The organism is Roseomonas fluvialis (assembly GCF_022846615.1).
GTDB lineage: Bacteria > Pseudomonadota > Alphaproteobacteria > Acetobacterales > Acetobacteraceae > Neoroseomonas > Neoroseomonas fluvialis.
Window position 1 is genome coordinate 1,837,002 of sequence record NZ_AP025637.1, and the last position, 17,478, is coordinate 1,854,479.

A 17,478-nucleotide genomic window follows, 5' to 3' on the forward strand; every position below is an offset into this window, starting at 1 on the left:
AACGATCCCTTAATCTGATCCCATGGCTTCCCTTCCGGCGGGCGCGGAGGCCGCCGCCGCCGCGCTGTTGAAGCGTGAGGCACGGTCCGAACGCGCCCGGCTTCGCACGCCGATCCTGCTCGGCCTCGGCATCGCCGCCTGCGGCATCGCGCAGGCGTTGCTTGTCGCGCGGCTGCTCGCCACGCTGCTCGGCCGCGCCGAGGCGGGGTGGGGCGAACTCGCGGCCGCCGCCGTCCTGGCGGTGCTGATGGCCGGCCTCGCGATTGCCCAGGAACGCGCCCAGGTCGCGGTGGGCGAGGATGCCAAGGCGCGGCTGCGCGCGGCGGTCTTCGAACGCCTGCTTGCGGCCGGCCCGCAGGACGAACGCGCGGTCGGCGAGAAATCAGCCCTGGTGGTGGAACGGATCGAGGCGCTGGAGGGCTACTTCGCTCGCTGGCTGCCGGCGGCGGCGCTGGCGATGCTGGCACCGCTGCTGATCGCCGGCGCGGCGGCGCTGGCAGACCCGGTCAGCGGGATGATCCTCCTCGGCGCCGGGTTGCTGGTGCCGGTCGCGCAGGCGATCAGCGGCATCGGCGCGGGCGTCGCGAGCCGCCGCCAATTCGCCGCGCTGCAGCGCCTGTCTGGGCGCTTCCTCGACCGGATGCGCGGCCTGCCGGTGCTGGTGCTGCTGAACCAGCAAGACGCCGAGGCGAAGCGACTCGGCGCCGCGGCCGAGGAACTTCGTGCGCGGACCATGCGCGTGCTGCGCCTTGCCTTCATCTCGACCGGCGCGATGGAACTCATCGTGGGCATCGCGCTGGCCTCGCTGGCCTATCGCCACGGACACCTGGTGGCGGGAACGCATCCCGCACCCGTCACCGCGCTGTTCTGCCTGCTGCTGGTGCCGGTCTTCTTTGCGCCGTTGCGGGCCTTCGCCGGCGCCTATCACGAACAACTCGCCGCGCGCGGCGCGGCGGCCGACCTCGCACCGCTGCTCGAAGCCCCCGGCCCGCAGGGGCTGCTGCTCGAGGAAGTGCCGCCCAAGGTCACGGTAACGTTCCACGAGGTCCGCCTGTCCTACGATGCCTCGCGTCCGGCCGCGCTCGATGGCGTGTCGTTCCGCGTGCTGCCGGGCGAGACGCTGCTGCTGACCGGCGAATCGGGGTCGGGCAAGACCTCCATCCTGCGGATCCTGATGGGCTTCCGCCGGCCCGATGGCGGGCGCGTCGCGATCAACGGGCACGACATCACGCTGCTTGCGCCGGGCGAACTGCGGCGCCTGTCGTCGTATGTCGGCCAGCGCGCGCACATCTTCCGTGGCACGATCCGCGAAAATATCCGCTTCGCCCGCCCCGATGCCGACGATGCCGCGATCGAGGCCGCGGCCCGCGCCGCGCAGGTGATGGAATTCGCCGCCGGCCTTCCCGCCGGACTCGACACGCTGGTCGGCGAGGGCGGCTTCGGCCTGTCCGGCGGCCAGGCGCAGCGTGTGGCCGTGGCGCGCGCCTTCCTGCGCGACACGCCGCTGGTGCTGCTCGACGAACCCACCACGCATCTCGACCCAGGGACGGAAGCGGTGGTGCTGGACGCGCTGCGCCGCCTGTGTGTCGGGCGTACGGCGATCGTGGCCACCCATGCCCGCGCGGCGCGGGGGTATTTCGGCAAGGTGCTGCAGCTCTCGGCCGGGCGGGACGCGGCTGACCGCATGGCGGGGAATTGATGCTGCGCGACCTGATCCGTGTGCTGGGTCTGTGGCGCGGGCGCGGCTGGTGGCTGCTGGCCGGCATGGTCGCGGCCGTCGCCTCCACCCTGGCCGGCGTGGCCCTGCTGGTGCTGGCGGGGCGAGTGGTGGGCGGCGCGGTCGCGGCGGGCGAAGCGGGCGCATTCGCCCTGGCGGGCCTGGGCTTCGCCGCGCTGCTCTGGCTGCGCCCGGTCATGCTGTTCCGCCCGGTTGCGCGGTATCTCGAACGCCTTGTCACGCACGAGGCAACGTTCCGCGCGCTCGCCGACATGCGTGTCTGGTTCTTCGCGCGGCTCGCGGCACGTCTGCCGCGCGGGATCGGCCTGCGCCAGGCCGGCGACCTGCTGGGCCGGCTGGTGGCGGATGTCGAATCGCTCGACGGGCTGTACCTCCGCGTGATCGTGCCGGCGGCGTCCTCCCTGGCGGTCGTGGTCGCGATCGTCTTCGTGGTGGGCGCGGCGGATGCCGGGCTGGCCGCGCTGCTGGCGCTGCCGCTGGCCGCGGCATTGTTGCTGCCGTTGCTGCTGGCCCCCGCCGCGGCGCGCGCGGGCAACGATGTGGCGCGCGCGCAGGGCAGCCTGCGCAACGCCGTGGTCGATCCGCTGAGCGGCATCGAGGATACCCTGGCCGCGAATGCCGAGGCCCGGGCGGGCGCCCGCGTGTCGGCCGAAGGTGAGGCGCTGGCTGCTGCGCAGCGCGACCTCGCGCGGCGCGCCGCCTGGGGCGGGGCCGCCGGGTCGCTGCTGGTGCAGGTGGCGTTGCTGGGGGCGCTCGGCTGGGCGCTCATCGCGGGGCAGCAGGGCCTTGCAGCCGGGCTGATGGGCGTGTTCCTCGCGATCGCCGCGGCCGAGGCACTCGGCCTCATGCCCCGCGCGGGCGCCGCCATGGCCGCCGCCGGCGCCGGTGCGCGCCGCCTGTTCGAGGCTGCGGACACGCCCGAACCCGTGCCCGATCCCGTCGCACCCGCGGCGGCGCCCGCCGGCCATGCGCTGCGGGTGACCGGGCTGCGCTTCCGCTGGGCGGATGACCGGCCGCTGGTCTTCGACGGTCTCGACCTCGAACTGCCGGAGGGCGCACGCATCGCGCTGCTTGGGCCGTCCGGCTCGGGCAAGTCCACGCTGGCCGCGCTGCTGTTGAAGCTGGCCGAGCCCGAGGCCGGGCGGATCACGCTGGGCGGGGTGGACATCGCGACACTGCCCGCCGCCGAATTGCGCCGTCGCGTCACCTGGCTGACCCAGGATGCCCGGCTGTTCGACGACACCATTGCCGCCAACCTGCGTCTCGCCGCACCCGCCGCGGACGACGCCGCGCTGTGGTCGGCACTTGACCGCGCGCAGGTCGGCGAGGTGGTGCGCGCGCTGCCCGACCGGCTCGAAACCATGTGCGGGGAGGGCGGGCTGCGCTTCTCCGGCGGGCAGGCGCGGCGGCTGGCGCTTGCGCGCACGCTCCTCGCGCCCGCCTCGATCGTCATTCTGGACGAGCCCGCGGCGGGCCTCGATGCGGATACCGAGCGCGCCTTCCTCGAGACGCTGGACGATGCGCTGGGCGGGCGCAGCGTCATCCTGATCCAGCACCATCTGCTGGGCGTCGAGCGCCCCACGCGCATCCTGCGCCTGGCCGGCGGGCGCGCCATCCCGGCGGCCGGATGAGGGTGCGTAACCTTGCCGGATCCGGCAGCGAACCCGACCTGCGCAGCATGGCGATGAGAGGGGCGGCTTGATGACGGCACCGATGGCGATTGCGCAGAAGCGGCTCGACCCGGCGAAGTTTCGCGACCCGGCCCTGACCGCGAAGGGCGAACGCCGCGCCGTCGTGGGCCTGGTCGCGCTGCGCACCCTGTGGGTCAATACCGGTACGCTGTGCAACATCACCTGCCGCAATTGCTACATCGAGAGCAGCCCGAAGAACGACGCGCTGTCCTACATCCGCGCCGAGGAGGTGCGGGGCTACCTGGATGAGGCCGCGGCGATCGGCGCACCGCTCGAGGAGGTCGGCTTCACCGGCGGCGAGCCCTTCCTCAACCGCGACCTGCCGGCGATGCTGGGCGATGTGCTCGGGCGCGGGCTGTCCGCGCTGGTGCTGACCAATGCCATGAAGCCAATGATGAACCACGCGCAGGCGCTGCTGACGCTGCGCGAGGCCTTCGGCGACGCTCTGACGCTGCGTGTGTCGATCGACCACCACGAGGCGGCGCTGCATGACCTCGAGCGTGGCGAGGGCACTTTCGCGCGCACCATGGAAGGCCTGGTCTGGTTGGCGCAGCAGGGCTTCCGGGTCCATGTCGCCGGCCGCGCCGGCTTCGGCGGGGACGAAGCCGCGATGCGTGCCGGCTACGCCGCCCTGTTCGCCGCGCATGGCGTGCCGATCGACGCGGCCGACCCGGTGGCGCTGATGCTGTTTCCCGAAATGGACGCCGAGGTCGATGTCCCTGAGATCACCGAAGCCTGCTGGGGTATCCTGGGCAAATCTCCCGACCGCATGATGTGCGCGTCCGCCCGCATGGTGGTGAAGCGCCGCGGCGAAGACCGCCCTGCGGTCGTGGCCTGCACGCTGCTGCCGCATGACCCGGCCTTCGAACTGGGCGCGACGCTGGCGGAGGCCGCGCGCCCGGTGGCGCTGAACCATGCGCACTGCGCGAAGTTCTGCGTGCTGGGCGGGGCCGCCTGCTCGCGCTGAAGCGGCGGTTGACGCCACCAGGGACTTCGCGCGACCTAGGGTCATCGCGAACCCCGGAGTCGTCCCGATGCGCCGCCGCCATTTCCTCGCCGCCGCCCCTGCCGCGCTGGCCGCGGCCTGCGCACCGCAGGCCGCCATGCAGACGGTGTCGGTCTTCTTCACGGCCGACAGCGCCACCCTCGATGCCGAGGCGCAGACCGTGGTGCGGGGTGCCGCCGAACGGGCGCGCGGCACCAGCGGCCCGATCGTGGTGGTCGGCTTCGCCGGCCCCGCGGGCGGCGCGGCCTACAACCGCACCCTGTCGGAAGCGCGCGCGCAGCATGTGGCGGACCTCCTGATCAGCAACGGCGTGGCGCGCGATCGCGTGCGTATCGTGGCGCGCGGGCCGGTGCCCTTCGAATCCGTCGCCACCGAGTCCCGCCGCGTTGAGATCCGCGCCGGCGGCTGATGCGCGCGCTGGAGGATCCCTCCGAGGTCCTCCGCCGGGTCTTCGGCCACGAAGGCTTCCGCGGCCGGCAGGAGGAGATCATCCGCCACGCCGCCGACGGCGGGTCGGGCGTGGTGCTCATGCCGACCGGCGGCGGCAAGAGCCTGTGCTTCCAGGTGCCGGCGCTGTGCCGGGCCGGGGTTGGCGTGGTTGTCTCGCCGCTGATCGCGCTGATGGAGGACCAGGTCGCCGCCTTGCGCCAGCAGGGCGTGGCCGCCGCCGCCCTGCATTCTGACCTGCCGCCGGATGAGGCGCGCGGCGTGCTGCGCGACCTGCATGGCGGGCGGCTGAAGCTGCTCTATGTCTCTCCCGAGCGGCTTACCTTGGATGGCACGCTGCAGCGGCTCGACGAATTGCCGATCGCGCTGTTCGCGGTCGATGAAGCGCATTGCGTCAGCCAGTGGGGGCATCACTTCCGGCCCGAATACCGCGGGTTGGGCGTGCTGGGGCAGCGCTTCCCGGGCGTGCCGCGCCTGGCGCTGACCGCCACCGCCGACCCGCGCACGGTCGAGGATATCCGCCGGCAGCTCGACCTTGCCGATGCGCCGGTGTTCCGGGCGTCCTTCGACCGACCGAACATCTTCATCAGCGCCGCGCCGCGGGAGAGCGAGCGTGGGCAGTTGCGCGGGCTGATCGCGCGGGCGGGCGGTTGCGGCATCGTCTATTGCGGCTCGCGTGCGCGGACCGAGAGCACGGCCGAATGGTTGCGCGGCGACGGGCATGATGCGCTCGCGTTCCATGCCGGGATGGATGCCGGTGCGAAGCGCGACGCACATCGCCGCTTCGCCCGTGGCGACAACGTGATCATGGCGGCCACCATCGCCTTCGGCATGGGGATCGACCGACCGGATGTGCGCTGGGTCGCGCACCTGGACCTGCCGCGCAGCCCCGAGAGCTGGTACCAGGAGATCGGCCGTGGCGGCCGCGATGGCCTGCCTGCGATGGCGCTGCTGATGTACGGCGCGGGCGACATGGCCCTGGCGCGGCACCGCATCGCCGAGAGCCCCGCGAGCGAGGAGCAGAAGCGCGTCGAGCGGTCGCGCCTCGATGCCATGATCGCGATCGCCGAGGCTTCGACCTGCCGTCGCACGCTGCTGCTGCGCTGCTTCGGCGAGGAACCTGAGAAAGCCGAGTGCGGCGCCTGCGATGTGTGCCGCACGCCGCCGCGCCTGGTCGATGGGACGGTGTCGGCGCAGAAGATGCTCTCCGCCGTGGTGCGCACCGGGCAGCGCTTCGGTGTGGGCCATGTGGTCGATGTCCTGCGCGGGCGCCTGACCGACAAGGTCGCGCAGTTCGCCCATGACAAGTTGCCGACCTTCGGCATCGGCAAGGATGTGTCGGACAGCGCGTGGCGCGGCATCGCGCGGCAGCTCGTGGCGCGCGGCGTGCTGGACGTGGCGGTGGAAAACCACGGCGAGCTGGTCGCGACTGAAGCGGCGCGTGCCGTCCTGCGCGGGCAGGAAGCGGTGATGCTGCGCGAGGATACGGCGCAGCCCTCGGCCCGCCGCGCCGCACGCGAGGAAGGCCCGCAGGCGGGGTCCGGAGATCCCGTGTTCGAGGCGCTGCGCGCCTGGCGCCGCGGTGTGGCGCAGGCGCAGGGCGTGCCGGCCTATGTGGTGGCCGATGATCGCACTCTGGCGGGCATCGCGTCGCGGCTGCCGGCCACGATCGACGATCTGCTCGAGGTTCCTGGCATGGGGCGCTCGCGGGTCGAACGCTATGGCGGGGATATCCTGCGCATCGTGGCGGAGAGTGCCGGCGTGTGATGTGGCGCGCATGGCGCGCGCGCCGCGCCCGCGGTATCTTGCGACGCAAAGTCGGGGAACCCATCCATGCGTCGATCCATCCTGCTGTCTGCCGCCATTGCTGCGCTGCTGGCCGCCACGCCGGCGCGTGCGGATGACATCGCCAACGCCATCACCGAGGCGCAGCGCGCCTACCAGGGTGGTCAGATCCAGGCGGCGCAGACGGCCTTGCAGGAGGCGATGCAACTGCTCTCGCAGCGCGCCGCCGCTGGGCTGGCCGCCGCACTGCCCGATGGACTGCCAGGCTGGACGGCGGAGGAGGCGAGTTCGAACGCCGCCGGCGCGGCCGGTCTGTTCGGTGGGTCCACGGCGTCGCGCAGCTATCGCAACGCCCAGGGCCAGACGGTCGAGATCCAGGTGATGAGCGACAATCCGATGATCGCGCAACTCGGCGCGATCCTGGCGAACCCGATGCTAGCCGGGGCGATGGGGCGCCTGGTACGGATCGGCGAGCAGCGCGCCATCCAGGGTAATGATGGCAATGTCCAGATGTTGGTGGACAACCGCATCCTGGTGCAGGTCCAGGGCGATGCGCCGGCGGAGGCGAAGCTCGCCTATGCGCGGGCTATCAACGTCGCGCGCCTCGCCGGGCGCTGACGCCATTTCCGACCAGCGGAGAACCGCTGATCGGATTTCCAGCCCCCGAAACCATCGACTCTGCAGCGCGTCATCCGACCAGACGGATCCAGTGTGATCGGGTCGTGCTGCAAGCGGGGCGAAGGACGAACGGGCCCGTCTGGCCAGGGCCGCGCCAGGTGGCACAGCCCCGGGCGACGCGTCAGGCCTCTGCCTTGTGGGGAACGCCCTTCTCGGCCAACAGGCTGCCGAGTTCACCGGCCTGGAACATCTCGGTGACGATGTCGCAGCCGCCGACGAATTCGCCGCCGACGTAAAGCTGCGGGATGGTCGGCCAGTTGGAGAATTCCTTGATCCCCTCGCGGATCTCCATGTCCTCGAGCACATTCACGCCCTTGAAGGGCACGCCCATGTGGCTGAGGATCTGCACGACACGGGCGGAGAAGCCGCACTGAGGGAACACCGGCGTGCCCTTCATGAAGAGCACCACGGGGTTCTCGGTGATGGCGGCCTGGATGCGATCGTGGGTCGGGTTGCTCATCGCGCGGTATCCTGTTCCGGGGCGGAGGTCTGAAGGGCCAACGCATGCAGAACGCCGCCCATGCGGCCCTGCAGCGCGGCGTAGACGATCTGGTGCTGCTTGACGCGGGGAATGCCGCGGAAGGATTCCGAGACGACTTTGGCGGCGTAGTGGTCGCCATCCCCGGCCAGGTCCTCGATGGTGACCTCGGCATCGGGGAGCGCGGACTTGATCAGCGCCTCGATCTCCGCCGGTTGCATCGCCATCAGGCGGACCTCCCTTCCATCAGCGCGGGCAGGGTGGCTTCGTTCGCGGCCCTGAGCGCGCCCACAGATATGGACTGGCCGGTTGCCAGAACCAAGTCCCCGCCGCTGCTGCGCCCGAGCCGCGCAGCCGGCACGCCGGCGGCGGTCGCGGTGGCGATGAAGGCGGTGGCGTCGGGGACCGCCACCACGTAGCGGGCCTGGTCCTCCCCGAACCAGAAGGCGTGGGCCGGCAACGTGTCCGGGGCGGGGGCGAGGGTCGCGCCGAAGCCGGTCTCCATGGCCATCTCTGCCAGCGTCACCAGCAGGCCGCCATCGGCGCAATCGTGGCAGGCCTGCACGGCGCCGGCGAGGATCTGGGCGCGGATGAAGTCGCCGTTGCGGCGTTCGGCCGTGAGGTCCACGGGCGGGGGGGCACCTTCCTCGCGGCCGGCGACCTCGCGCAGCCAGAGGGACTGGCCAAGCCAGCCCTGCGTCGTGCCGACCAGGACCAGGTCGGCGCTGGCGGGCATGCCGAGGCCGATGGCGTGGCGTGCATCCTCCAGCACGCCCACGCCGCCGATGGCGGGAGTGGGGAGGATGGGGCGGCCCTCGGTCTCGTTGTAGAGGGAGACATTGCCGCTGATCACCGGGAAGTCGAGCGCGGTGCAGGCCGCCGCCATGCCGCGCACGGCGCCGGCGAACTGGCCCATGATGCGGGGCTTCTCCGGGTTGCCGAAGTTCATGTTGTCGGTGATGGCGAGGGGCAGGGCGCCGGTCGCGGTGATGTTGCGCCAGGCCTCGGCCACCGCCTGCTTGCCGCCCTCCACCGGGTCGGCCACCACGTAGCGGGGGGTGCAGTCGGTTGTCATGGCGAGGGCACGGTCGTGGTCCTCGATGCGCACGATGGCGGCGTCGGCGGCGCCGGGGCGCTTCACGGTCTGGCCGTTCACCAGGCTGTCGTACTGGTCCCAGATCCAGCGGCGGGAGCAGAGGTCGGGGCAGGCGACCAGGCGCATCAGCGCGGCCTCGATGCCGATGGGGTCCGCGATGGTCGCGGCGTCCAGCACGGGCTGGGGCGGGGTGTCCTCGGTCGGGCGGCGGTAGAGGGGGGCTTCCGATTCCAGGGGGGCGAGGGGGATGTCCGCTTCCACTTCGCCCTTGTGGCGGATGACGATGCGGCCGGTGTCGGTGAGGTGGCCGATCACCGCGAAGTCCAGCTCCCACTTGGTGAAGATGGCTTCTGCCTGCGCTTCGCGGCCGGGCTTGAGGACCATGAGCATGCGCTCCTGGCTCTCGCTCAGCATCATCTCGTAGGCGGTCATGCCGGTTTCGCGCTGGGGGACGCTATCAAGTGTGAGGTCCACGCCCATGCCGCCCTTGCCCGCCATCTCGACGCCCGAGCTGGTCAGGCCCGCCGCGCCCATGTCCTGGATGGCGACGATGGCGTCGGTGGCCATGAGTTCCAGGCAGGCCTCGATGAGGAGCTTCTCGGCGAAGGGGTCGCCGATCTGGACGGTGGGGCGCTTTTCCTCGCTGTCCGCGCTGAACTCCGCACTGGACATGGTGGCGCCGTGGATGCCGTCGCGGCCGGTCTTGGAACCCACATAGACCACCGGGTTGCCGACACCCGTGGCGGCGGCGGTGAAGATGCGGTCGGCCTTGGCGATGCCGACCGTCATGGCGTTGACCAGCGGGTTGCCGTTGTAGGCGGGGTGGAAGTTGACCTCGCCGCCCACGGTGGGGACGCCCACGCAATTGCCGTAGCCGCCGATGCCGCGCACCACGCCGTCGATCACCTGCTTCATCCGCGGCGCGTCGGGGCTGCCGAAGCGGAGCGCGTTGAGGTTGGCGATGGGGCGGGCACCCATGGTGAAGACATCGCGCAGGATGCCGCCCACACCGGTGGCGGCGCCGTTGTAGGGCTCGATCCAGCTCGGGTGGTTGTGGGATTCCATCTTGAAGACGGCGGCCAGGCCGTCGCCGATGGCGATGACGCCGGCATTCTCCCCGGGGCCCTGGATGACCCAGGGGGCTTTGGTCGGGAGTTCCTTCAGCCAGATGCGGCTGGATTTGTAGGAGCAGTGTTCCGACCACATCACGGAGAACACGCCGAGTTCGGTCAGCGAGGGGGTGCGGCCGAGGATGGCCAGCGCGCGGTCGTATTCGTCCGGCTTCAGGCCGAATTCGGCGGCGAGCTGGGCGGCGCGGGCGGGGTCGAGCGGCGTGGGCGTGGCGGCGGTCATGCCTGCCTTGTGGGTAGGGCGGTGGCCGCTGTCCAGGGGGTGTCTGCGCGGGGCTGGTCATGACCAGCCGAGGCGCTGCTGGCGGGTGAGGTGCTTCACACCGCCGATGACGCGATGGAGCTGTTTCAGCGCCTTGGTGAGGGCGCGGTAGGCGTCGCATTGCGCTTTCGTTTCGGGGTAGGGCGGGAAGCGCGTGTGCTTCAGGCTTTCGGACAAATCGGGGTTGGGGAGCTTGTCCGGCGGGCCGTTCAGGGCCTGGAGGAAGCCGAGGCGGCGGATGAGGACGAGGAATTTCAGCCCCCGGAGGCGCACGGCGCGGCGGCAGGCGCGGAAGATGAGGGGGGCGATCTCGTTCAGCGGGTGCTTGGGATCGTTTTCCTTGAGGGCTTCGAGCAGGCGTTCCCAGAGGCCGGCATGGGTGAGGCGGCGGAAGTAGCGGGAGACGGTGTCGGGCTTGCCGTGTTCGGGCGGGAGGGCGCTCCAGGGGGCGGTGGTGCAGGCGAGGTGGAATATGGCGTTCATGCGGCCGCGGAGGTCGCCGATGGAGCGGCCGGCGGGGGAGCGGGGGAGGATGTAGGGGAGGAGGGCGAGGAATTGGGTGGGGGTGAGGGGGTGGGGGACGGGGAATGATGCGGTGTGGGGCATGCCTCGCAACATATCCGGGGGGCGACGCAAATGGAATTATTTCCTATAAACTCCTTGCGCACGTTTTCGTGGTTCTCCCTAACGCCTTTGGCGATAATCTGAGGCAGCTGGATTCGGCCAGTCTCGCCATAGCTGTCGGAACAAGAATGATAACGAAAATTTCGTTGCGAAACTTTAAGAAATTCCGCGAAAACTCGATCTCATTTCACCGTAATGGCGTTTCTTTCGTTGCAGGCGGCAACAATTCCGGAAAATCAACGATACTCCAGGCGCTCGCGGTCTGGGAGTTCTGCCGGACGGTCTTGGAGATGGAGCGTGGAAAGGAAAGTCTTGTTTCTGGATACAAAAGACAAGGACTGGGCCTTTCTGATGACGAGTTTTCGCCAGTCGCTATTGCTAGCCTGAAGCATCTTTGGACCAACTTAAAGACGCAACATCCAGAGGCAGCGGATGGGTACTCGTTAAGCGTGGCGTGTTGCTGGACTAATCAGATTAACGAAGAACGAGAATTGGAGATTTCTCTTGCTCTCGCTAATGATAGACTTTTTATCAAATCGTCGAAGTCTAATCTGCTTTTGGGTGAAGCAATCCCAACCATAGCCTACCTCCCACCCTTTGCTGGCATCGTGAGTAGGGAGAACCTGATGTCCGGCGCAGAGCGACGATCACTGATTGGGCGAGGGCTCGCGGGAGGCGTCATTAGAAATTTACTGTGGGATATGCACCAGGAAAATGAAAAGCAGCGTGCTCTGCTAAAAATTGGCCGCACAAAAATCAAAGATAGTGATTTGCAAAAGCTCCGACAGACCGATCCGTGGGAACAACTTCAAGTAGCTATGGCTACGAATTTCAATGCACAGCTGGAAATAGGCCCTTACAATTCAATGTATCACAGTAATATTAAAGTGAACTGCATAAAGGGAGAGATGTCGTCTGGAATCTTTAAAAGATTTGTAAAATATAATCCGCGGGACCTGATGTCAGAGGGGAGTGGATTTCTGCAATGGCTAAGCGTCTATGTTCTAGCTCTAAACCCAAGTTTTGGAACTATCCTGCTCGATGAGCCGGACGCTCACCTGCACCCCTCTCTGCAGAGTCAACTTGTAAGGCAGCTCGAGCTGATAGCTGATAACAATAAAAAACAAGTATTAATGGCAACTCATTCAACCGAGATACTTCGGTATGTCGATCATTCGAAAATACTACACATACGACCAAATAAAATATCCTACGTGCAATCGTCTGATCAGCGCACGAGTTTGTTTCTTGGGTTGGGGAGTGAGTATTCTCCAAAGCTCGATCCTCTTCGGAGGAATAAGAAGCTTCTTATTGTTGAGGGGCCGGGCGACGAGAGGTTATTGCGAATATGGGCCGCCAAAATCGGTATGAGATGGCCTGTTGATCTTGTTGTTTGGCCGTGGAGTGCTAGTCACATAGAAAGAAAGCACTTATTTGTGCAGCTAAAGTCAGAAATACCCGCGCTGAAAGCCTTAAGTCTTCGAGACCGTGATGATCTAGAAATAAACCATGTAAACAAACTGACGCTTGAAGACAAGTCGGTAAAAAATTCCGAAGCTGACTTGCTAATCAGAGTGTGGCGGCGGCGTCATATCGAAAACTATCTTATGTGTCCCGACGCCATATCGAGGGCGCTAATCAGATATGTCGAGGATGTCGAGCAGTTCTTCCAATCACATGCAATCGTTATTCCGCCGAATTTCGCATCCAGAGATATTCCTGCCGCTCTGGCCGATGCGCGTGGAAAGGAAATGATTAGAGAGGGCGCAAATTCTCTGTACCGAAATTTCAATATAAGTCCAGAAGATATTGCAAAAGAAATGCGTGAAGATGAAATTGCAGATGACATTAAAGAGATACTTGCGCAAATCGCGTCTCTTTAATGAGGTGTTCGATAAGGGGCTATTGTTTAGAAGGGAAGTAAAAAATGTTTTCCCCGAAGGTGGAGGAAACTGAGCTTCCGGCCGGGGTGCAGGGGCAGAGCCCCTGCGAAGCCGCCCGGCGAGAACGCGCCCTCGCCGAGCGTCGTCCCAGAGCGCCCTAATCCGCGTAATCCGGCTGCGTCCTGTCCAGCATCCGCTTCATCGCCGCGAAGTAGTAGTCGGACGCGCCCATGGCCATGGTCGGGTCTTTCCAGCCGGCCTGTTCGCGCATCTTCTCCAGCACTTCCGGAGCGACGAAGCGGCGGCGCTGGCCGGTCCACATCGAAAACAGCTGCGTACGGCAGGATCGTTCGAGGAAGTAGAGCCGGCGGTAGGCCTGCGCCACGGTGTCGCCGATCACCACCACGCCGTGGTTGGCCATCATCAGCACGACCTTGTCGCCCATCAGTGCGGCCATGCGTTCGCCCTCGGCGTGTTCGTGGGCGAAGCCGTTGTAGTCGTAGTCGTAGGCGATGCGCCCTTCGAATTGCAGGGCGCCCTGGCCGGTCATCTCGACCGTCATGTCCTCGAGCTGCGACAGCGCCGTGCAGTAGGGCATGTGGGTGTGCAGCACGCAGGCGGCGCCGGTGGCTTCGTGGATCGGCGCGTGGATGCAGATGGCGCTGCGGTCGGCGGGGCCGCGGCCTTCCACGACGGTGCCGTCGAAGGCGACCTCGATGAGGTTGCTGGCGGTGACCTCGTTCCAATGCAGGCCGAATTCATTGAGGTAGAAGCGGCCCGGGCGGCCGGGGACGAGCAGGGTGAAGTGGTTGTCGATGGCCTCGTGATAGTCGTCGAGGACGGCGAGGCGGTGGGCCGCCGCGAGGTCGATGCGCGCCTGGCGGCGCTGCGCTTCGAGCATGTCCTGCGGCGTGTTCTGGATGCTGTCCATGATCCGTCCTCATGCGATGCCGGCGCATGGTGCCATCGAAGGCGCGCCCGCCCAACAGCCCGAAGGTGCAGGAAACTGAGTTTCCTGCCGGGGTGCAGGGGCAGAGCCCCTGCGATGCTCGCTACGCCGCCCGCACCGCCCGCCCCCGCGCATCGTGCAGCGTCAGCACTGCCAGTGCCGCGCTCACGCTGATCATCCCCACCGTGATGAAGGCCGGCCCGTAGCTGCCTGCCACGTCCCGCCACACTCCGCCCATCGCCGCCGAAACCGCGCTGCCCAGCTGGTGCGCGGCAAACGCCCAGCCGAAGACGATGGCGGCCTTCTCCGGCCCGAAATGCAGCGCCGCGAGTTTCACCGTCGGCGGCACCGTCGCCACGTAGTCCAGGCCGAAGAACACCGCGAAGAGTGTCAGCGACAGCATGTCGAAGCTGCTGAAGGGCAGCCAGATCAGCGCCAGGCCGCGCAGCCCGTAGTACCAGGCCAGCAGGATGCGGTTGTCGAAGCGGTCCGACAGCCAGCCCGAGCAGACCGTGCCGATGAAGTTGAACACCCCCATCATCGCGAGGAAGGATGCCGCCACCACGGCCGATACGCCCATGTCCCCGCAGAAGGGGATGAAGTGCTGGTTGACGATGCCGGTGGAGGACAGGCCGCAGATGAAGAATGTCCCGGCCAGGATCCAGAACACGGTCGAGCCCAGCGATTCGCGCAGCACCGACAGGCTCAGCGTCACCGCATTGCCGGCGGAGGGGATGGTGGGGGGCACGATGTCGGTGCGGCCATAGGGGGCCAGGCCGATATCGGCCGGCCAGTCGCGCGCCAGCAGAAGGTAGAGCACGGCGCAGATGGCGAGGCCGAGGATCGCCGGCAGCACCGCCGCGCGCCAGCCGAAGTTGGTGGCCAGCGCCGCGGCGGCGGGCAGGAAGCTGAGCTGGCCTGCGGCGAAGGCGGCTGTGAGCAGGCCCATGGCCAGGCCGCGGCGCTCGGCGAACCAGCGGTTGGCGACGGTGGCGGAGAGCACCAGCGCCACCATGCCTGCCGCCGCGCCCAGGACGGCCAGGCAGGCCCAGACCTGCCAGGGGGCGTTGACCAGCGTCAGGCCGATGACGGCGCCGACCGCCAGGATGGTGGCGGCGGAGACGACGCGGCGCAGGCCGTAGCGAATCATCAGCGCGCCGGCGAAGGGGGCCATGAGGGCAAACAGGCAGAACATGACGCCCATCGCACCCGCGACGGTGCCGCGGCCCCAGCCGAATTCGTCGGTCATGGGCACGATCAGCACGCCCGGCAGGCTGACCGCGGCCGAGGTGCAGACCGAGACCATGAACGTCAGGCCCAGCATGACCCAGGCGTAGTGGATGCCGTGGCGGGCGAGGCGGGATGCGGCGGTGGCGGCGAACATGGCGGCGGTCCTTCCCCGCGGGTCTGCGCGGCCCGTGGCTGCGCGGCGGGAGCTTTGGCCCCGCGCAGGGGCGGCACAACAGGATTCTTCGATGCGGCGGCATGCGGCGGCGGCGGGGCGCGGCCGGCGCAACCCTGGGTGTCGCGATCCGTTGTTGCGGGGAACGACAGGGGAATTGGCCATGCATGAGATTTCTCGCGCCCTCGGGGCGGCTTTCATTGTTGCGGTGGTGGCGGGGCCGGCGGTTGGCCAGGCACCGGCGCCGCTGTCCTTCGTGCAGCCGCTGACGCCCTCGGCGACCGCGGCCGTGCAGGAGAGGCTGCGGGAGGCGGGGGTGTATTCCGGCGGGGCGGATGGCGTCTGGGGTCCGGAGAGCCAGGCGGCGCTGGATCGGTTCCAGCAGGCGCGTGGGCTGCCGGTGACCGGGTCGATCAATGTGGCGACCGCGCAGGCGCTGGGCGTGGGCGTGCCGCGGCTGCTGCCGGCGGCGACGGCGGAGCCGGTTCCGGCCGCGACGGCAGCGCCCTCGGCGCCGCTGAGCCAGCAGGCAGTGCGCAACATCCAGGCGCGGCTGCGGGCGCTGGGCTTCTACCAGGCGCGGCCGGACGGGATCTGGGGCGCGGGGACGCAGGCGGCGATCGAACGCTTCCAGCGCGGTCGTGGCCTGGAGGCGAGCGGCCAGATCAACCCGACCACGGCACAGGCGCTGGGCCTCAATCCGAGCAACCTGGAAGCGCCTGTGCGGTAGTGCAGCGCGCGCGCCGGCGCCTCGCGTTAGGGTTGGCGCCGGCGGGGGGTGCCCGTCGAGGTGCCCGGCATGTCCCTGTCATTCGGCGATGAACGGCCTGGCGGATCGGCCTGGGTTGCGATCGGCGTGGGAACAGCGGTCCTGCTGTTGGTGACTGCCGGGCTGGCGTCGGATAGCGCGTCGGACTGGTATGGGCCGCTGTTCGTGCTGGTGCCGCTGTATGCGTTGTTCGTGCTCTGGGTGCTGTGCCGGCGGCGGGTCGATGTGTGCGGCGAAGAGCGGGAGGTGGTGATCACCCGCACGCTCTTTGGCATTGCGATGCGGCGGCGGATCCGGTTTGCCGCATTTCATGGCGTGGTCAGTCGCGGCCTGTGGCTGCGCGCGCGTCGCGGGCGGTTCTTTCCCGATACGCCCGAGGGCGATGCGGTGTTCATCAAATTCGACCTGTCGCTGCGTCGGGGGTGGTGGGGCGTGCACCTCGACCTGCTCGACGATGTGGGGCGGGCGGAGGCGCTGGCGTGGCGGGTCTCGCAGGTCGTCGGTGTGCCGGTGTCGCGGCGCGACTATGTGCGGCGCGCGGATGGGCTGCCGCTGTGGCGTCGCAGGGCGCGGGAGGAGGTGCGCTGATCAGGCGTGGGCGAGAGTCTCCGCCAGGCTTTCGAACATGGGCAGGCCGTCGGTGCCGCCCATGAGGTCGTCCACCAGGTCCTCCGGGTGCGGCATCAGGCCGCAGATGCGCAGATTGGGGGAGAGGATGCCGGCGATGTTGCGCGCCGAGCCGTTGCGGTTGGCGGCAGGTGTCGCCTCGCCGCGGTCGTCCACGTAGCGGAAGGCGACCAGGCCTTCGCCCTCCAGCCGGTCGAGCGTCGCGTCGTCGGCGAAGTAGTTGCCGTCCCCATGGGCCATCGGCGCGCGGAAAGTGGCGCTCTTCTGCCAACGCGACGTGAAGGCGGTGCCGGCGCGTTCGACGCGCATGCGGCAATCCATCGACAGGAAGCGCAGCGTGGCGTTGCGCAGCAGGCCGCCGGGCAGAAGACCGGCCTCGATCAGGATCTGGAAGCCATTGCACACGCCGAGCACGTGGCCCCCGCGCGCGGCGAAGTCCTTCACGTCGCGCATGATCGGGGACTGCGCGGCCATCGCGCCGCAGCGCAGGTAGTCGCCATAGGAGAAGCCGCCGGGCAGCACGACCAGGTCGAGGCCGGCGGGCAGCGCGTCGCGATGGAACAGCATGGCGGGCTCGCGGCCCGTTGCGCGCTTCAGGGCTGCGCGCATGTCGCGTTCGCGGTTGGTGCCGGGGAAGGTGATGATGGCGGCCTTCATCGGAAGTTCCTCTGCATGCCTGCGTTCAGCCGCCATTCACGACGCGCAGCCAGTTGAGCCCGCCCAGCAACAGCGTTGTGGCCACCGCGGCGATGGCGGCGGCCGTCACCCAGCGGTTTACCGTGCGCTTGCCACGCTCGACGATGCCGGCGCGCGGGCGCGGCTGGGTCGCGGCGATGCGGTCGTCGCGCCAGCGCAGGCCGATCGAGACCAGCACCGTCAGCACGACCATGGCGAGAAGGCTCGCCTTGACCAT

17 protein-coding genes are annotated in these 17,478 nt (G+C 68.4%); 9 read left to right on the top strand and 8 right to left on the bottom strand.

Features of this window, described 5'->3' with window-relative positions; genetic code table 11:
* Nucleotides 1–22 precede the first annotated feature (22 nt).
* From cydD to MWM08_RS09000, 6 genes are all read left to right on the top strand, one after another.
* Nucleotides 23–1,699 (top strand): thiol reductant ABC exporter subunit CydD, encoded by a 1,677-nt coding sequence (cydD, locus tag MWM08_RS08975; RefSeq protein WP_244459103.1) that lies wholly within the window; start codon nt 23–25, stop codon nt 1,697–1,699.
* Entirely contained in the window at nt 1,699–3,369 is a 1,671-nt protein-coding gene (cydC, locus tag MWM08_RS08980) for a thiol reductant ABC exporter subunit CydC (protein ID WP_244459104.1), read from the top strand. Before cydD ends, cydC begins: the two co-directional genes overlap by 1 nt.
* A gap of 70 nt (nt 3,370–3,439) precedes the next feature.
* Nucleotides 3,440–4,396, top strand: coding sequence for a radical SAM protein (locus MWM08_RS08985; protein WP_244459105.1), 957 nt, complete (start codon nt 3,440–3,442; stop codon nt 4,394–4,396).
* Nucleotides 4,397–4,463: 67 nt separating this feature from the next.
* Nucleotides 4,464–4,844, top strand: coding sequence for an OmpA family protein (locus tag MWM08_RS08990; RefSeq protein WP_244459106.1), 381 nt, complete (start codon nt 4,464–4,466; stop codon nt 4,842–4,844).
* Entirely contained in the window at nt 4,844–6,649 is a 1,806-nt protein-coding gene (gene recQ / locus MWM08_RS08995; protein ID WP_244459107.1) for a DNA helicase RecQ, read from the top strand. Before MWM08_RS08990 ends, recQ begins: the two co-directional genes overlap by 1 nt.
* Nucleotides 6,650–6,715: 66 nt before the next feature.
* Nucleotides 6,716–7,285 carry a hypothetical protein gene (locus tag MWM08_RS09000; protein WP_244459108.1) on the top strand — a complete coding sequence of 190 codons (570 nt, stop codon included), beginning with the start codon at nt 6,716–6,718 and terminating at the stop codon, nt 7,283–7,285.
* A 181-nt stretch (nt 7,286–7,466) separates the two neighbouring features.
* Here MWM08_RS09000 and grxD read toward each other — a convergent pair whose 3' ends face one another.
* The 4 genes from grxD to MWM08_RS09020 are packed head-to-tail and all read right to left on the bottom strand — an operon-like array spanning nt 7,467 to nt 10,917.
* Nucleotides 7,467–7,805: a Grx4 family monothiol glutaredoxin gene (gene grxD / locus MWM08_RS09005; protein WP_244459109.1), complete on the bottom strand. Its 339-nt coding sequence runs from the start codon at nt 7,803–7,805 to the stop codon at nt 7,467–7,469.
* The gene (locus tag MWM08_RS09010) at nt 7,802–8,050 is read right to left on the bottom strand and encodes a BolA family protein (protein WP_244459110.1); all 249 of its coding nucleotides are present in this window, start codon (nt 8,048–8,050) and stop codon (nt 7,802–7,804) included. Before MWM08_RS09010 ends, grxD begins: the two co-directional genes overlap by 4 nt.
* Nucleotides 8,050–10,272, bottom strand: coding sequence for a phosphoribosylformylglycinamidine synthase subunit PurL (gene purL / locus MWM08_RS09015; RefSeq protein WP_244459111.1), 2,223 nt, complete (start codon nt 10,270–10,272; stop codon nt 8,050–8,052). The genes MWM08_RS09010 and purL overlap by 1 nt, the downstream gene beginning before the upstream one ends.
* Before the next feature lie 57 nt (nt 10,273–10,329).
* Nucleotides 10,330–10,917 carry a transposase gene (locus MWM08_RS09020; protein WP_244459112.1) on the bottom strand — a complete coding sequence of 196 codons (588 nt, stop codon included), beginning with the start codon at nt 10,915–10,917 and terminating at the stop codon, nt 10,330–10,332.
* A gap of 68 nt (nt 10,918–10,985) precedes the next feature.
* On the opposite strand from MWM08_RS09020, the gene MWM08_RS09025 reads away from it, so the two are divergent.
* Nucleotides 10,986–12,818, top strand: coding sequence for an ATP-dependent nuclease (locus MWM08_RS09025; protein ID WP_244459113.1), 1,833 nt, complete (start codon nt 10,986–10,988; stop codon nt 12,816–12,818).
* Between the two features lie 157 nt (nt 12,819–12,975).
* Here MWM08_RS09025 and MWM08_RS09030 read toward each other — a convergent pair whose 3' ends face one another.
* Entirely contained in the window at nt 12,976–13,749 is a 774-nt protein-coding gene (locus tag MWM08_RS09030) for a class II aldolase/adducin family protein (protein ID WP_244459114.1), read from the bottom strand.
* A 121-nt stretch (nt 13,750–13,870) separates the two neighbouring features.
* A complete protein-coding gene (locus MWM08_RS09035) occupies nt 13,871–15,151 on the bottom strand; it encodes an MFS transporter (RefSeq protein ID WP_244459115.1) in 1,281 nt (426 codons plus the stop codon).
* A 181-nt stretch (nt 15,152–15,332) separates the two neighbouring features.
* Between MWM08_RS09035 and MWM08_RS09040 the strand changes: the two genes are divergently transcribed.
* A complete protein-coding gene (locus MWM08_RS09040; protein ID WP_244459116.1) occupies nt 15,333–15,899 on the top strand; it encodes a peptidoglycan-binding domain-containing protein in 567 nt (188 codons plus the stop codon).
* Between the two features lie 69 nt (nt 15,900–15,968).
* Entirely contained in the window at nt 15,969–16,526 is a 558-nt protein-coding gene (locus MWM08_RS09045) for a hypothetical protein (protein ID WP_244459117.1), read from the top strand.
* Here the strand turns inward: MWM08_RS09045 and purQ are convergent, their stop codons facing one another.
* A complete protein-coding gene (gene purQ / locus MWM08_RS09050; RefSeq protein ID WP_244459118.1) occupies nt 16,527–17,222 on the bottom strand; it encodes a phosphoribosylformylglycinamidine synthase subunit PurQ in 696 nt (231 codons plus the stop codon).
* Between the two features lie 25 nt (nt 17,223–17,247).
* Complete coding sequence (locus tag MWM08_RS09055; protein ID WP_244459119.1) at nt 17,248–17,478, bottom strand: hypothetical protein; 231 nt, start codon at nt 17,476–17,478, stop codon at nt 17,248–17,250.

Coding starts and splice junctions, on each gene's coding strand:
- cydD (WP_244459103.1), top strand. CDS start 23: ATGGCTTCCCTTCCGGCGGGCGCGGAGGCCGCCGCCGCCGCGCTGTTG.
- cydC (WP_244459104.1), top strand. CDS start 1,699: ATGCTGCGCGACCTGATCCGTGTGCTGGGTCTGTGGCGCGGGCGCGGC.
- MWM08_RS08985 (WP_244459105.1), top strand. CDS start 3,440: ATGACGGCACCGATGGCGATTGCGCAGAAGCGGCTCGACCCGGCGAAG.
- MWM08_RS08990 (WP_244459106.1), top strand. CDS start 4,464: ATGCGCCGCCGCCATTTCCTCGCCGCCGCCCCTGCCGCGCTGGCCGCG.
- recQ (WP_244459107.1), top strand. CDS start 4,844: ATGCGCGCGCTGGAGGATCCCTCCGAGGTCCTCCGCCGGGTCTTCGGC.
- MWM08_RS09000 (WP_244459108.1), top strand. CDS start 6,716: ATGCGTCGATCCATCCTGCTGTCTGCCGCCATTGCTGCGCTGCTGGCC.
- grxD (WP_244459109.1), bottom strand. CDS start 7,805: ATGAGCAACCCGACCCACGATCGCATCCAGGCCGCCATCACCGAGAAC.
- MWM08_RS09010 (WP_244459110.1), bottom strand. CDS start 8,050: ATGGCGATGCAACCGGCGGAGATCGAGGCGCTGATCAAGTCCGCGCTC.
- purL (WP_244459111.1), bottom strand. CDS start 10,272: ATGACCGCCGCCACGCCCACGCCGCTCGACCCCGCCCGCGCCGCCCAG.
- MWM08_RS09020 (WP_244459112.1), bottom strand. CDS start 10,917: ATGCCCCACACCGCATCATTCCCCGTCCCCCACCCCCTCACCCCCACC.
- MWM08_RS09030 (WP_244459114.1), bottom strand. CDS start 13,749: ATGGACAGCATCCAGAACACGCCGCAGGACATGCTCGAAGCGCAGCGC.
- MWM08_RS09035 (WP_244459115.1), bottom strand. CDS start 15,151: ATGTTCGCCGCCACCGCCGCATCCCGCCTCGCCCGCCACGGCATCCAC.
- MWM08_RS09040 (WP_244459116.1), top strand. CDS start 15,333: ATGCATGAGATTTCTCGCGCCCTCGGGGCGGCTTTCATTGTTGCGGTG.
- MWM08_RS09045 (WP_244459117.1), top strand. CDS start 15,969: ATGTCCCTGTCATTCGGCGATGAACGGCCTGGCGGATCGGCCTGGGTT.
- purQ (WP_244459118.1), bottom strand. CDS start 17,222: ATGAAGGCCGCCATCATCACCTTCCCCGGCACCAACCGCGAACGCGAC.
- MWM08_RS09055 (WP_244459119.1), bottom strand. CDS start 17,478: ATGGTCAAGGCGAGCCTTCTCGCCATGGTCGTGCTGACGGTGCTGGTC.